At 68.8% G+C, this 14851-nt stretch carries 13 protein-coding genes; 7 read left to right on the forward strand and 6 right to left on the reverse strand.

Annotated elements, in window-relative coordinates; genetic code table 11:
- Nucleotides 1–20 precede the first annotated feature (20 nt).
- Nucleotides 21–1091, reverse strand: coding sequence for an alkene reductase (locus tag AB0F86_RS12235; RefSeq protein ID WP_356985860.1), 1071 nt, complete (start codon nt 1089–1091; stop codon nt 21–23).
- 292 nt (nt 1092–1383) lie between these two features.
- Between AB0F86_RS12235 and AB0F86_RS12240 the strand changes: the two genes are divergently transcribed.
- Nucleotides 1384–2040, forward strand: a complete 657-nt coding sequence (locus AB0F86_RS12240; protein WP_356985859.1) for a TetR/AcrR family transcriptional regulator — start codon at nt 1384–1386, stop codon at nt 2038–2040.
- A 6-nt stretch (nt 2041–2046) separates the two neighbouring features.
- On the opposite strand, the gene AB0F86_RS12245 is transcribed toward AB0F86_RS12240, so the two are convergent.
- Nucleotides 2047–2316 carry a hypothetical protein gene (locus AB0F86_RS12245; protein WP_356985858.1) on the reverse strand — a complete coding sequence of 90 codons (270 nt, stop codon included), beginning with the start codon at nt 2314–2316 and terminating at the stop codon, nt 2047–2049.
- A 203-nt stretch (nt 2317–2519) separates the two neighbouring features.
- Nucleotides 2520–2996, reverse strand: a complete 477-nt coding sequence (locus tag AB0F86_RS12250) for a GtrA family protein (protein WP_356985857.1) — start codon at nt 2994–2996, stop codon at nt 2520–2522.
- A gap of 143 nt (nt 2997–3139) precedes the next feature.
- Between AB0F86_RS12250 and AB0F86_RS12255 the strand changes: the two genes are divergently transcribed.
- Together AB0F86_RS12255 and AB0F86_RS12260 are read left to right on the forward strand one after the other, a co-directional pair.
- On the forward strand, nt 3140–4084 hold the full coding sequence (locus AB0F86_RS12255; protein ID WP_356985856.1) for an ATP-binding cassette domain-containing protein: 945 nt from the start codon (nt 3140–3142) through the stop codon (nt 4082–4084).
- The gene (locus AB0F86_RS12260; protein WP_181696708.1) at nt 4081–4857 is read left to right on the forward strand and encodes an ABC transporter permease; all 777 of its coding nucleotides are present in this window, start codon (nt 4081–4083) and stop codon (nt 4855–4857) included. The genes AB0F86_RS12255 and AB0F86_RS12260 overlap by 4 nt, the downstream gene beginning before the upstream one ends.
- Here AB0F86_RS12260 and AB0F86_RS12265 read toward each other — a convergent pair.
- Nucleotides 4841–7981: a BTAD domain-containing putative transcriptional regulator gene (locus AB0F86_RS12265; protein WP_356985855.1), complete on the reverse strand. Its 3141-nt coding sequence runs from the start codon at nt 7979–7981 to the stop codon at nt 4841–4843. The genes AB0F86_RS12260 and AB0F86_RS12265 overlap by 17 nt on opposite strands.
- 150 nt (nt 7982–8131) lie before the next feature.
- Here AB0F86_RS12265 and AB0F86_RS12270 point away from each other — a divergent pair, with 150 nt between their 5' ends.
- Nucleotides 8132–8761 carry a hypothetical protein gene (locus AB0F86_RS12270; RefSeq protein ID WP_356985854.1) on the forward strand — a complete coding sequence of 210 codons (630 nt, stop codon included), beginning with the start codon at nt 8132–8134 and terminating at the stop codon, nt 8759–8761.
- Nucleotides 8762–8821: 60 nt separating this feature from the next.
- On the opposite strand, the gene AB0F86_RS12275 is transcribed toward AB0F86_RS12270, so the two are convergent.
- Nucleotides 8822–10312, reverse strand: a complete 1491-nt coding sequence (locus tag AB0F86_RS12275) for an MDR family MFS transporter (protein WP_181696705.1) — start codon at nt 10310–10312, stop codon at nt 8822–8824.
- A gap of 291 nt (nt 10313–10603) precedes the next feature.
- On the opposite strand from AB0F86_RS12275, the gene AB0F86_RS12280 reads away from it, so the two are divergent.
- On the forward strand, nt 10604–11530 hold the full coding sequence (locus AB0F86_RS12280) for an alpha/beta hydrolase family protein (protein ID WP_356985853.1): 927 nt from the start codon (nt 10604–10606) through the stop codon (nt 11528–11530).
- Here the strand turns inward: AB0F86_RS12280 and AB0F86_RS12285 are convergent.
- Entirely contained in the window at nt 11523–13700 is a 2178-nt protein-coding gene (locus tag AB0F86_RS12285; RefSeq protein WP_356985852.1) for a hypothetical protein, read from the reverse strand. The two genes, AB0F86_RS12280 and AB0F86_RS12285, sit on opposite strands and share 8 nt — an antisense overlap.
- 182 nt (nt 13701–13882) lie before the next feature.
- Between AB0F86_RS12285 and AB0F86_RS12290 the strand changes: the two genes are divergently transcribed.
- Both AB0F86_RS12290 and AB0F86_RS12295 read left to right on the forward strand, forming a co-directional pair.
- A complete protein-coding gene (locus AB0F86_RS12290) occupies nt 13883–14326 on the forward strand; it encodes a GyrI-like domain-containing protein (protein ID WP_067485472.1) in 444 nt (147 codons plus the stop codon).
- Nucleotides 14323–14763 carry an AraC family transcriptional regulator gene (locus tag AB0F86_RS12295; RefSeq protein ID WP_225278660.1) on the forward strand — a complete coding sequence of 147 codons (441 nt, stop codon included), beginning with the start codon at nt 14323–14325 and terminating at the stop codon, nt 14761–14763. Before AB0F86_RS12290 ends, AB0F86_RS12295 begins: the two co-directional genes overlap by 4 nt.
- Nucleotides 14764–14851: the final 88 nt, after the last annotated feature.

A 14851-nucleotide genomic window follows, 5' to 3' on the forward strand; every position in this document is an offset into this window, starting at 1 on the left:
GGGCTACGTTCATCGAGGGACTAGTGGGCGGGCGCGCGCAGGGTCGGGTAGTCCAGGTAGCCCTCGGCACCGCCGCTGTAGAAGGTCCGGGGGTCGGGAGTGTTCAACGGCGAGCCCCCACGGAGGCGCTCGACGAGGTCCGGATTCGCCAGCGCGGCGGTACCTACCGGTGCCAGATCGGCCAAGCCGGCGTCGATGTCGGCGCCGAGCCGATCGAGTGTGCGACCGGCGCGGGTGAGCAACAGCGGCCGGTGCCAGCGGTCCCGGATGTCGCGCAGGACAGAGTCGTCGGCGAAGGAGAACACATCGAGGAAGGCCAGATCGAGCTCGGCCAGGCCGGTCACCAGGTGCTGGTAGAGTGCGGCCGAGTCCGGTCCTTCATCGATGCCGCCGAGGCTGTTGGCGGGCGATATCCGGATACCGGTGCGGTTTTCGCCGACCATGTCGGCGACGGCCTCGGCGACCTGGAAAGTGAGCCGGGCGCGATTGGGGATGCTGCCGCCGTAGTGGTCGGTTCGGTGATTGGCGCTGGGCGCCAGGAACTGGTGCAGCAGATAGCCGTTGGCGGCGTGGATCTCCACGGCGTCGGCCCCGGCCTGCACTGCCATCCAGGCCGCATCCGCGAATTCCCCCACTATTCCCTCGATTTCGGGCTGCGTGAGTTCGCGCGGTACCGGAACCGGCTGCGGGCCGGTCGGCGTGAAGATGTCGACACCCGGTGCGATCGCCGACGGCCCCACCGGCGTGTGCCGTCCCGGTGTGTTGTCGGGATGGCCCATGCGGCCGGTGTGCATGAGTTGGATGACCAGATAGGCACCAGCCTCGTGCACCGCGTCGGCGACGGCACGCCACCCGTCGACGTGCGCCTGAGTATGGATACCGGGGGTGTTCAGGTAGCCCTGCCCGGTTGCCGAGGGCTGGGTGCCCTCGGTGACGAGCATGCCGAGCGACGCGCGCTGGGCGTAGTAACGCGCGGTCATCGGGGACGGCGTGCCGTCGTCGAGAGCGCGACCGCGCGTCATCGGCGACAGTGTCACGCGGTGTTCGAGCAGCATATTGCCGACGGTGGTCGGGGTCCAGAGATTGGTCACGGTGTAGTTCCTTATCGGTGAGTGGACGGATCAGACGAGAACGGTGCGCGGGCGCAGCCGGAAGATCGGTAGTGGCCCGCCCGCATCGGCCCGGTCGCGCTCTGTCCGGAACTGAGTGATCACGCGGGTGTTGAAGTCGTTCATGGTTCGTCCTTCGGTCCGGGCGCGCTGTCTGGCACCCGGACACTGCAACGTTTATCCGGAAGAAATATTCCGGATAACCGTCCGCCTGAACCAGCGGTTCGTACCCAGTCGAGTGGGTGCGGCGGTGGCGCGGCGAGAATGAGAGGTGATGACGCATTCCACACCCCCGCCCCGCCGCCGTGCCCTGCGCCGGGACGCCGCATCGAACCGGGAGAAACTTCTCGCCGTAGCGGCCGAGCTCATCTCCCGGCACGGGCCCGGCGTGCCGTTGACCGACATCGCCGCCGCCGCGGGTGTCGGTGTCGGCACCTTCTACCGCGGCTACCCCGACCGGGCGGCGTTGCTGCAGGCCCTCGAACAACGCGCCTATGCTCTGCTCGAGGCCGTAATCGACGAGATCACCGCCGCGGGTGAGACCGGCATCGTCGCCATCGAAACTTATCTGCGACGCTGCGTGGAACTCGGTGATCAGTTGGTCTTGCCGCTGCGCGGCGCCCCACCGCTCACCGGTCCGGCGTCGGTCGCGGCCCGAGGGCGCATCACCGCGACGCTGGACGGATTCCTCGCCGACGGCCGGGCGCACGGCGTGATCCGCCCGGACGTGAACGCCGCCGATATCGTCGTCTGCGCCGCCCTGCTCACCCAGCCGCTGCCCAACACCGCGCTGTGGTCCACCCTCGCCAATCGGCATCTGACGGTGTTCATCAGCGGATTGCGGCCCGACTCCGGTGCGCCCCTGCCTGGATCCGGCGCCGCCGATCTCGAAGCGCTGCTTCATGATCAGCTCGAACAAGAGGGCCGTTGACGGCGCTCAGTGCAGCGCGTCGCGCACCAGTGTGGCGGTGACTTCGGCGAGGTCGTCCGGTACCGCGGTGCCGGCCGCCAGATAGCGGCGGACGGCGGCGAGAGGAAGATCGGCCACGATCAGCAGCAGTGCGGTACGACCGCACCCGGACTGTTCGCCGAGCCGCCACAGCGGGTCGCGGATCGCTGCGTTCCAGTGAGCGTTCTCGCTCTCGCGTTCGGCCCGGATGGAAGTGGGCCATGCCTCCGCACCGAATCGCGCTGCGCCGGTGAGCATTACGTGCGCATCGAGAGGGTTGTCCGCGCACCACCGCACGGTGTGATCGGCCAAGGCCGCTGCGGCTTGCCACCGCGACACCGCTGCGAGTCGGTGGGCAGCAGGTCGTCGTTACCGTTGAGGTGCACGACGCGGCCGCACAGTTATGTGCGCACATCGTGCAGTCGGTGCGGCCGTTGTCGGCCCGCTGATGATGCTGCCCGTCAGAAGACCAGGTAGCGGAGGGTCAGGAAGCGGGCCAGGCCTACGGCGGCCATGATCGCCAGCATGGTGGTGGCCTGGGTGAGGTCGTCGAGGGTGGGGGCGAAGGATTCGAGGGCGGCCAGGGCGGCTGTGGTGATGCCCAGGCCGATCAGCGCGAGGCCGCCGCCCTGATATTGGGCCGTGAACCAGGGGACGGCGGTGGTGCGGAAGGTGAGGCGGCGGTGTAGTTCGTTGGCTATCACCGTGCTCACCACGGAGCCCGCGACATTGGCGGTGAGGGGGCCGAGGCCGGTGCAGGACATGAACAGCAGCACGTAGGCGATGTTGCTGACGCCACCGACCACCGCGAAGCGCAGCAGCTGGGCGACGGCATGATCGCCGAGCGCGAACCGGCGGCCCCAGGCGTACAGACGGGACCAGTCCGGCGCGGGGACGACGAGGGGACCGAAGACGGGGGCGATGGCGATGCTGTTCACGAGAGGAACCGTCGCCCGGTGCGCTGACGCGGACCTGACGCGGCACTGACAGACATCGCACACGGTATGACGCTGATGTGTGTCAGGGGAGGTGTCAGGTCGCCGTCAGCGCGATGTCAGCCTGCCCGGCGACTGTTGCCGGCATGAACAGCACAGCAATCGCCGCCTCGGGGCTGCGGAAGTCCTACGGGGACAAGAAAGTTCTCGACGGTATCGACATCACCGTCGAAGCGGGCAGTATCTTCTCCCTGCTCGGCCCGAACGGCGCGGGCAAGACCACCACCGTCAATGTGCTCACCACGCTGCTTCAGGTCGATGCGGGCACCGCGCGGGTGGCGGGCCACGACCTGATGGCCGAGACCAAGGCGGTCCGCAAGGCCATCGGCGTCACCGGGCAGTTCGCCGCCGTCGACGACCTGCTCACCGGTGCGGAGAACCTGCGGCTGATGGCCGACCTGCACCGCCTGCGCGGCGCCGCGGGCAAACGGGTGATCGCCGACCTGCTCGAGCGCTTCGACCTGGTCGAGTCGGCGAACAAGCAGGCGGGCAGCTACTCCGGCGGTATGCGCCGCAAGCTCGATCTGGCGATGACGCTGGTGACCAAGCCTCGGATCATCTTCCTCGACGAACCGACCACCGGTCTCGATCCTCGCAGCCGCCGCACCATGTGGGACATGGTGCGCGAACTGACCGACGAGGGCGTGACGATCTTCCTCACCACCCAGTACCTCGAGGAAGCCGATCAGCTGGCCGACAAGATCGCGGTACTCGACCAGGGTCGCATCGTCGCCGAAGGGACCGCGAGCGAACTCAAGCGCCGAATTCCCGGCAGCCACATCAAGTTCCGCTTTACCGGTGCCGTCGAACTCGCTGCCGCCGCCCGTGCCCTGGCCGACTCCGTTCCCGACGAGGACTCGCTCACCCTGAGCGTCCCCGGCGACGGCGGAACGAAAAACCTTCGCGCCCTGATGGATCGGCTCGCCGCCCACGACCTCGAGGCCGACGAGGTCTCCATCCACACCCCCGATCTCGACGACGTTTTCCTCGCCCTCACCGGGCGCGCAACCCAGGAGGCCGAAGCCCGATGAGCACCACCACGTCCAACCCGCTGTCCAGTGCACTGTTCGATTCGTCGGTCATGTTGCGGCGCAACTTCACCCACATCACCCGCAGTCCGGTGACCATCTTCAACGCCGCGCTGATGCCGGTGATGATGATGCTGATCTTCGTCTACGTCTTCGGTGACGCCTTCGATGTCGGCGAGAACTACATCGACTACGCGGTGCCGGGCATGCTCATGCTCGCCATCAGCTACGGCCTGTCCGGCACGGCGGTGTCGGTGAGCTCGGACATGACCAAGGGCGTCATCAACCGGTTCAAGGTGATGGATGTGTCGCGCGGTGCCGTGCTCACCGGGCATGTCGCGGCCAGCATTGTCACCAATGTGATCGCCCTGACGGCCGTGCTCGGCGTCGGTTTCGCGCTCGGGTTCCGTTCACCGGCGAGCGCGGTGCAGTGGCTCGGCGCGCTCGGTGTGCTGCTGGCGACCGCCTTCGCCGCCGCCTGGCTGACCGTCGCCCTCGGCATGGCCGCCAAGACCCCGGAGGCCGCGGGCATGTCGGTGGTTCCGCTGCTCATGCTGCCCTTCCTGAGCAGCGCGATCGTGCCCGCCGAGAAGATGGGGCCCGGTGTGCGGCAGTTCGCCGAGTACCAGCCGTTCACCCCGATCATCGAATCGGTGCGCGGTTTCCTGGCCGGTACGCCGTCGGGCGGCCACACCATCGCCGCCTTCGCCTGGTGCGCGGGCTTCGCGGTGATCGGCTATGTGTGGTCGCGCTCGACCTTCAGCAAGCGAGTGTGAGCTCGACCAGTTCGGTGACATCCGATTCCGACCCACGAGCCACCGCCTCGGCGAAGTCCGCTTCGCCGAGGCTTCGGCGTGCCTGCTCCTCGATGCGGGCGGCGTCGGGCAGTGAGAGGTCGGGCACGCCGCGTGTGACGGTGGCGGCACCGAGCAGCCGGGCGGCCTGCTCCGGTTGTTCGGCGCGCAAGGCCAGATCCGCGATCCCGACGAGGATCTGGGCCAGCAGCGCCGCGTGACCGGCGCTCGATGCGGCGTGGAAGGCCGCGCGGTGGCTGGTACGTGCCTCGTCGAGATCGGCGGCGAGATAGCCGCGCAGATCGTGGGCCATGGCGCTGACCACCGGTTGCCCGGCCTCGTCGCCGAGCAGTTTCTGTGCCAGTTCCATCTGCTGTTGCGCGAGTACGGGTTCACCGCTCCACCTGGCCAATTCGGCGCGGACGAGCGCGACCTCGGCCAGCGAGGTCGGCCAGCCGGTGCGGTCCGCGCACTCCTGCGCGTGCGCCAACGCCGCCTCGCTCGCCTCGCTGTCTTCGAGCAACCAGTACAGCTGGGCCTGGCGTGCGCGCATCCGCACCACGGCCTCCAGCGTGCCGACCTCGGTGACCACCGCGATCGCCTCGTCGAAAAGCGCGCAGGCGGCATCGAATTCGCCGCGCATGGCCGTGCGGTTGGCCAGCTCGGTCAGCGCGAACGACATCCCCCAGCGCTCGCCGATGACACGGAATTCCGCGAGCGCCTGCTCGAGCAGTTCGTCGGCCGCGCGGCCCGGATGGCCGAGCACGGTGCGCAGCTTGCCCAGTTGCAGCCGGGCCAACGCGCGCACCCACGGATCATCGTCGGCGAGCAGCGATTCGAACGCGGGCAGATAGTGCTCGGGGCCGGCCAGGATGCGCTCCAGCGCACCGGCGAACCGCAGCGCGGGATGTCCGCCCCGGCTGTCGCGGCCGTATCGGTTGGCCTTGCGGATCCATTCCCCGACCTCGTGTTCACCACTGCGACCGCCGCTGAGGAAATGCACGACCAGGGCATACACCGTTGCCCGTGTCTCGTCGTCCACGTCGCCGGACAGTTCGGCGGCGGCCAGGACGAACTCGGTGCCCTCGCCCTTGTAACCGGCCAGCCACCAGTACCAGCCCGCAGCGGCGGCCAGGCGCATCGCGGCATCGGCGTCGGCGGCGAGGGCCGTGCGCATGGCGACCGCGAGGTTGTCGTGGTCGGCCTCGAGTACGGCGAGCCAGTCGAGCTGCTCGGTGCGGCGCAGGTGCGGTTCGGCGGTGGCCGCCAGGGTGATGAAGTGCGAGATGTGCGCTCGGCGTGCGGATTCGGCGTCGCCCGCCTCGTCGAGGCGTTCGGCGGCGTACTGCTTGATGGTCTCGAGCATGCGGTAGCGCGGCTGTGGATTCTCGGACACTGTGAGCAGCGACTTCTCGGTCAGCGTGGTGAGGTGTTCGAGCACCTCCCAGTCCTGCACCGTCGCACCGTCGGCGCAGACGTGTTCGGCCGCCTCGAGACTCGCACCGCCGGAGAACACCGCGAGCCTGCGCAGCACCGTCTTCTCCGCGTCCGACAGCAACTCCCAGCTCCAGTCGACCACCGCTCGCAAGGTGCGGTGCTGGGCGATCGCGGTGCGGCTGCCGCCGGTGAGCAGGCGGAACCGGTCGTCGAGGCGATGCGCGAGCTGCTCGAGCGACATGGTGCGCAGCCTCGCCGCCGCCAACTCGATCGCGAGGGGAATACCGTCCAGGGCCCGGCACACCCGGGCCATCGTCGCCAAAGCCGTTGCATCCGAACCTAGGTCGCCGCGCACCGCACTCGCGCGGTCGCGCAGCAGGACGACGGCGGGGGAGGACTCGATCGCCTGCGGGTCGGCGTTCTCCCTCGGCACCGTGAGCGGCGCGACCTGCCACAGCGCCTCGCCGGTGATGCCGAGCGGTTCCCGGCTCGTCGCCAGGATGCGCAGACCCGTGCACTCACCCAGGATCCGGTGGGCGAAGGTGGCGGCGGCCTCGATCACGTGCTCGCAGTTGTCGAGGATCAGCAGGGTTTCCCGGTCGCCGATGGCGGCGACGAGCCGGTCCATCGGTTCGGCGTTCGGGGTGTCGCCGATCAGGGCGTCGCGCCGGCCGAGTGCCGCGAAGGCCAGCTGAGCGAGGTCGCCGCTCGCGTCGGTGGCGGCGAGTTCTACCAGCCACGCGCCCTCGGGGAGGTCGTCGAGCATGGTGCGGGCGGCTTCCACCGCCAGCCGGGTCTTGCCCGAGCCGCCGGGGCCGGTGATCGTCGTGAGCCGATGTGTCGCAAGGAGTTCGCGCACCACGGCGATGTCGCCGTGCTTGCCGATATAGCTGGTGAGCTCGGCGCGCAGGTTCGTCGAGCGCTGCGCGGGCCGGGCGCCGACCTCGCCGCGCAGCAGCGCGACGTGCAACTCCGAAAGCTCCGGTGACGGGTCGACGCCGAGTTCGTCGGCCAGTGCCTCGCGGGTGCGCTGGTACACCACCAGCGCCTCGGCCCCGCGACCCGCCGCGCCGAGCGCGCGCATCAGCGCGGCAACCAGCCGCTCCTGAACCGGATGCCGCGCAACGACTTCGGTGAGCTCGGCGACGACCTCGGGGCCACGACCCAGCCGCACCTCGGCCTCGTACCGGTCCTCCATCGCGGCCAGGCGCAGTCCCCGGAAACGGGTGACCACCGGGTCGAACGGAGCGCTGTCGGCGACGTCCTGCAGGGGCTCGCCACGCCAGAGTTCCAGTGCCTCGCGCAGCAGTTCGGCCTGGCGCAGGTCGTCGGTGCCGCGCGCTTCGTCGAGCAGTCGTTCGAAGCGCACCGCGTCGACGGCGCCGGGCTCGACGGCGAGACGGTACCCGCCCGCCTGCACCTCGAGTGAACCGTCGGGCAGCAGTCTGCGCAGCCGGGAAACCAGCGCCTGCAAGGCATTCGCGGCGTCGGCCGGTGGTTGTTCGTCCCAGATCAGGTCGACGAGCCGGGTCTTGGGAATGGCGCGGCCCGGTTCCAGCGCGAGGGCGATGAGCAATGCCCGCAGCCGGGCGCCGGGTATCGCTATCGATCCACCGTCTGCTGTCCGGATCTCCAGCGGCCCGAGCATTCCGATCTGCACGTCGCCCATTGTGCACCGGGCGACCGGGCGATGCCCACCACAGCTGGTCGCCTGTCCGGATATGGTGTCCCCGGGTGCGTCAGGGTGGTGTCAGCCTCGTGTCAGCGCCGGTCGCGACAGTATGGTCATCAACCGAACGGATCCACCGAGGAGCACCCGATGTACACCTTCGCCACCACCGCACCGGTCACCGTCAGCGTCGATGTCCTGTCGGCAGGCGTCACCGTCATCGCCTCCGACCGCACCGACGCCGTCGTCACCGTCGCGCCGTCCGATCCGGGCAAGAAGGGCGACGTGCGCGTCGCCGAACAGACCGAGGTGAACTTCGCCGACGGCAAGCTCACGGTGGTGACGCCCAAGAGCTGGCGCACCCACAGCCCGTTCGGTGGCAACCCGTCGATCGAGCTGACCATCGAGGTGCCCACCGGTTCACACCTTACCGGGACGGCCGGGGTCGGGCAGCTGCGCGGCAACGGTGCGCTCGGCGCCTGCGACCTGTCGATCTCCCTCGGCGACATCGTCCTCGAGCGTCCCGCGGGTCCGGTCACCGCCAAGGTCGCCAAGGGCGACATCCGCATCGGAGAGGTGACCAGCGGCGAGATCCGGGTGGAGACCTCCATGGGCGAGCTGGAGGTGGGCATCCGCCCCGGCACCGCCGTGCAGCTCGAGACCGAGGCGACCGTCGGCGCCGTGCGCAACACGATCGTGCCGGTTGCCCCGAACGGTGAGTCGGTGCGCCTGCACGCGCGAAATACCGTCGGGGACATCATCATCCGTCCCGCGGCCTGACCGGCCGGGAGAACGACGAAGCCCCCGTCCACGAGGAACGGGGGCTTCGCGGGGAACAGGTCAGTTCTTGACCAGCTCCGGGGTTTCCTCCTCGGCGTCCTGCACCGCCGGGGCGGCGTGCGGGTCGGCCGCCGCGCGAGCGGGCAGCAACACCGCCATCGCGATGACGATCAGGGCGAGGACGGCGGAGACACCGAAGGCCAGGCGCATGCCGTCCAGGCCCGCCGTCGCCGGGTCGGTGCCCGCGTCGATGAGCGAGGTACTGCGCGCCGACATCACGGTGACCACCAGCGCGGTGCCGAAGGCCGCGGCCACCTGCTGCAGGGTGCCGAGCATCGAGCTGCCGTGCGAGTACAGGTTCATCGGCAGGGCACCCAGGCCGAGGGTGAACACCGGGGTGAACGTGGCCGCCAGCGACACCATCATCAGGATGTGCAGGCCGAGCAGCTGCCAGTAGGGCATGTCCATCGAGATCTGGGTGAAGCCCGCCAGCGAGACGGTGATGCCGATCGAACCGGGGATCACCAGCACGCGCCCACCGAACTTGTCGAACAGCTTGCCGACGGTCGGACCGAGCAGACCCATCGCCAGACCACCCGGCATCACCAGCAGACCGGTCTCCAGCGGGCTCAGGTGCCGCAGGTTCTGCAGGTACAGCGGCAGCAGGATCATCGAACCCATCATCGCCAGGAACGCGACCGACATCAGCACGAGAGCCTTGGTGTAGGTCCCCGCCAGCAGCACACGCAGGTCGAGCAGCGGAGTGCCGGTTCGCTGCAAGCGGATCTGACGCAGCGCGAACGCGGCGATCAAAGCCAGGCCGACAGCGACGATCGCGATCGCGGTCGTGTAGTCGTCACCGTGGAACTTGCTCAGCCCGTACACCAGCCCACCGAAACCGAGCGCCGCCAACGCGACACTGAGCAGGTCGATGGCCCCGGCCTCCGGCTCGCCGACGTTCTCGAGCTGGCGAAGACCCAGCCAGGTGACGATGCCGGTGATCGGCAGCATCAGCACGAAGAGCAGTCGCCACGAGTCGATCTGGGGCACGCTGATCTGCAGCACCAGCCCGGACACGACCGGACCCATCGCGGGCGCGACCGAGATGGCCAGGGTGACGTTGCCCATCACCCGGCCGCGATCCTTCTCCGCGACAACGGTCATCAGCGTGGTCATCAGCAGCGGCATCATCACCGCGGTGCCACCGGCCTGGATGATCCGGCCGATGAGCAGCACGGCGAAGGTCGGCGCGACGGCCGAGAGCACGGTGCCCGCCATGAAGGTGGCCATCGCCGTGGCGTAGGCCGTCCTGGTCGTCACCCGCTGCAGGAACCAACCGGTGGTGGGGATGATCGCCGCCATGGTGAGCATGAACGCGGTGGACACCCACTGCGCGGCCACCTCGGTGACCTTCAGATCCTCCATCAGGCGGGGGATCGCGTTGATCATGATGGTCTCGTTGAGGATCACGACGAAGGTCGCGAGTACCAGGACCCGGATGACAGTGGGCGTCCGCTCCTTCGCGGCAGGTGCGGATATATCGGCTGGCATTCGGGTAAACCTCCGGGGCGGGGAACGGCGGGTGTGCGGGCACCACAAGAAAGAAGACGGGGGCCGTCGGTCCAACTCATCGGGCGCGGGCAAGTATTCCGTTCACCACCGACACAAATCATCTGGTTTTCCGGGCGCCGAGAGCTCGGCTATCGGCGGAAACAGCAGCTCACCAGCGCCTCGTAGGTCATCCGTCCAAGCCGCAGTGACCCTGGTCACCATCCGGTGGCGGTGTCGGCCGAGCGCGTGTGATTCCGTGTCGAACCCGGGAGCAAGGGGTATACCGGATCAGTGACTACATCGAGGTTGTGGCTTGCTGTGGTGTGCGCGATCGTTGCTGTTGTCGGCGCGGGCCGGGCGACAGCCGATCCGGGGGCTCATGTGACGGGGGAGGCGCCCTTAGGCGGCCGCGCCGCCCAGATCGACGTGTACTCGCCCGCGATGGGGCGGGTCGTGCAGAACAAGGTGATCAAGGCGGCAGGCGCGGGTGCGCCGACGCTGTACCTGCTCACGGGTGCGGGCGGTGGCGCCGACGGCATCTCCTGGTGGGACAACACCGATGTGCGGCACTTCTTCGCCGACAAGTTCGTCAATGTGGTGATGCCGGTCGGTGGTGCGTTCACCCTGTACACCGACTGGATCTCCGACGATCCCGCCGTCGGGCGCGTGCGGTGGGAGACCTACCTGACCGAGGAACTGCCCGGCGTGATCGACGGCGCGCTCGGCACCAACGGCCGCAACGCCATCGCCGGTGTGTCGATGAGCGCGGCGTCGGCGCTGGATCTGGCGATCCAGGGCGGTCCGAGGTTCTCGGCGGTCGCGGCGCTGAGCGGATGCCCGTGGGCGGCCGACCCGATGGGTATCGCGATGGCGAGCGCCCAGGCCGTGCGCGGCGGCGGTAACCCGGGCAACATGTGGGGCGTGCCGGGCGGACCCACCTGGCGCGAGCACGACGTGTTCGCCAATGCTGGTCGGCTCGCGGGCAAGTCGATCTTCCTCGCCGCGGCGACAGGCGCACCGGGTGCCGCCGACCGTGGTCTGCCGATGCCGCCGCTCGAGACCATCGCGGGTGCCTGCACGGCTGCCTTCGCCGGGCGCCTCGCCCAGCTGGGCATTCCGGCCGTGCACGTGCACCGGCCGACCGGTTCGCACACCTGGGGTCAGTTCGAGGCCGACCTGCACGAAGCCTGGCCGCACCTGGCCGCCGCGATCAGCTGACCGCGACGTGGGGGCGCTCGGCGGTCGGCTCCTCGATCGCCTGTTCGTCCTCGCGCCGGTACCACCAGTGCAGCGCCGCGATCCCGAGCAGGGCGAGCAGTGCCGCCGTGAGGCTGATCGACAGGCCAGGCGGTCGCCAGGTGATGGTGAGCTCGGCATTGTGTGTGCCGGGCGGAATGTCGACGGCGAGGAAGGTGCCCGCCACCGCGCGGGTCGGGATCTCGCTCGGGCCGAGGGTGGCCGTGTAGCCGGGCCAGGCCAGGCGTGAGAACACGATCCGTCCGCCGGTGCCGGAGGAGACGGTCGCGCGGTTGGTGAGCCCGGCCTCCGGCATCACCGTGGCGTGGACACCGGATTCGTGCGCGATCATGTCGCCGGGGGAGGGCAGCGGATTCACGCGTTCCAGCACCCAGATCTGGTGCTCGTGGCCGGGGTAGCGGACGAACGCCCAGCCAGGGGGTGCGGGTTTGTCGCCCGCGTCCGGGTACTGCGCGCGTTGCAGCACAACGCGATCCAGTCGCATCAGGTCGACGATCGGTGTGTCGGTCGATGGTTCGACGGCGAACACCCGGCGATAGGCGTCCGGACAGGTGCCACCGTCCCATGCCATGCACAGCAGTCCGGCGAAGGCGGCGTGCCCGACAGGGGTGTACCCGTTCACGTACTGCAGGCCCATGTTCTTGGCATAGCTGCCGAGCGCGATCGATCCGTAAGTGCCCGCGAGCGTGCGCTCCTCGTCGCGCACCGCGATGCGGTCGGCCAATTGCAGTGTGCGCCCGCCGAAGTCGGGGAAGGCGGCGAGCATCTCCGAGCGCCGCTCCGGGAACCCGTAGGACAGAGGGGTTTCGGGAGCAGCCGCGACCTGCGCGAACGCGATGGGCATGGTCGCGGCGATCATCGCCGTCGCCGCCGCGGCCACGCCACGATGACGCGCGAGCCACAGCGCGCCCGCGCCCATCGCCACGACCACGACGACCGCGAGCACATGCCGGACCACGAGTTCCGGTGCGGCCGAGAAGGACCGGATGAACAGCAGCCCGATCAACGCGCCCGCCGCCGCGTACCGCCGCCGCGACGAGGCGAACACCCCGTACCTGCTGAGCAGCACACAGACGAGCACGAGCACGGCGATGGCGAGCATCGGCAGCACCCGTGCGGGCCAGCGCAGCGGGCCGATCGCGCCCGGTCCCGCCGTCCACATCAGCGTCGCCACCCCGAACAGGGCAATGCCGCTCCACTCGCTCGCCGTCTTCGCCGCCGCCTTCCAATCGATGAAGGCCAGCGCCGGAATCACGAACCACGCGATGTAGACCATCGGCAGTGGCTGCACATGTCCCCACCACGCGGTGAACGCCGGAACCGTGCTGGGCAGACTGGCATTGAGCGATTCCGACCACGGCACCGTGAGGAACGGATCGTTGTGGATGGTCGAGACGTCGCCGCGCCAGGTGGCCTGGGACGACAGCAGCAGCGGCAGATTCGCGATCAGCGAGGCCAGCGCGGCGAGACCGGCGGCGGTGAGCATCCGCAGCACCGGCACCCACTTGCGCTGGTACAGGTACTCCCCGGCGGCTACGGCCACGATCATCAGCGCGGCCTCGACCGCCGGGAAGACGTATTGGATCGTCAGCGCCAGGTACAGGAACACGAACAGCGGGATCGGGCCGGATCGTTTGCGCGCGTAGAGCACCGCCGAGGCCCAGGCGTGCACGAGCCACGCGGTGCCCGTCTGGGAGGTGAACCAGCTCGCCTCGTCGAAGAACAGGAACCAGCCGCTGAAGGGGAACGCCACCCCGGCCAGCGCCGCCCACGGCGCCCGCGCGCCGTAGGCCAGGCAGATGCGGAACACGCCGAGCGCCGCGATCGCGGAGAACACGAACTTCACGGCCGTCGCGTAGCCGGCCAGATTGTCGAACGAGGGTGCGAGCAGATACACCAGCAGCTGGGCCGGGTTGTAGAGCCCGGCCTCCTCGAGGCTGTAGTTGCCCGCCATCCATTCCCACGGGACCATCGCCGGGAACCGGCCGGCGCGCAGTTCGGCGCCGAGCAGCTGCCACATCGGCACGTACTGCGCCTCGGTATCGTCGGTGTAGAAATGGCGCGCGTCGCCCAGCAACACCGCGATGTACCCCGCCAGGACCGCGACAACGACAAGTCCTGCCCACCGCATCACTTGTTTTCGCGGTTCGAGCGCCGCGCGTACCCACACGAGCGCGGGAGCTTAGGGCATGGAGGTGAATCGGACAATGCCCCGCGTGGTGATGGACGTTTGACCAGCTCAGCTGTGGTTAGGTGGGGTCGACCGATGTTGATAGCATGGCGCAACCGTGCCGACCTTCGAGAGAGTCATCAATGCAGTTCGAAATCGTCGAGCGGGACGAGACCTGGGTGGCCGGTTTGCCGGTCCGCAGTCCCAAACGCGCACTCGGTAAGCTGCGCGACCACGACCTCGAAGCCGCCTGGTCGGCGGTCCTGCACCAGGATCTCGGCGGGCCCCTGGCCAGCGCCTACACCGATTTCAGCGGCGAGCTGGGCACCTACAACACCCAGATCGTCGGCTATCAGTGCGATTCGCTCGACCAGGTCACCCGTGGCCATCTCGCCGCCCGGCTCCCGCGCGGCGCCTACGCCCGCTTCTCCTCGGTCGGTAACTTTCCCCAGGTGATGACGGATCTGTGGACCCAGATCGCCTACGCCGAGGAACACAACCAGATCAAGCGCACCTTCACCGGCGATTTCGAGTGCTACCCGCACGCGTACAAGATCGACCTGTACCTGGCGGTCGATCCGCGATGACGTACACGATCGTGGTCCGCGGCGGGGCGCTCTACGGCGGCCTCGTCGTGCCGCGCGTGCATCCCAGTTTCAAGGTCTCCAATAGCGATCTGATCGAGTTCCTCAAGGACCGCCTGCGCGACCGTCCCGGCGGCCGCGAACCGCTGCACACCGTCTACGTGCCGGACCCGGCGGGCAACTGGAACGCCCTGGTCGCCCGCGAATTCGCCGCGCCCGACGAGGTTCCCGTGGGTGATCTCATGGTCAGCGTGCCCAAGGGCATCTACGCCCGCTTCGCGCCCAACGGCGACTACCACGACCCGGTCGAGGACGTGTGGGCCCAGGTCGACGACGCCACCGCCTCCGCCGAGATCTCGCGCGCCTACCGCGAGGAGATCGAGGTCTGGCACGGGCCGACCGACGTGGAGCTGTTCGTGTCCATCCAAGTCGATAACTGACGGGTAGCTGCATTCGGACCGTACGGTCTGCGAAAATTTACTCAGTGCACCCTAACCGCTTCTGACCTGCAGTTATTTCAACTGGCTC

Source organism: Nocardia sp. NPDC023733, assembly GCF_040639775.1.
GTDB classification, from domain to species: Bacteria; Actinomycetota; Actinomycetes; order Mycobacteriales; family Mycobacteriaceae; genus Nocardia; species Nocardia rosealba.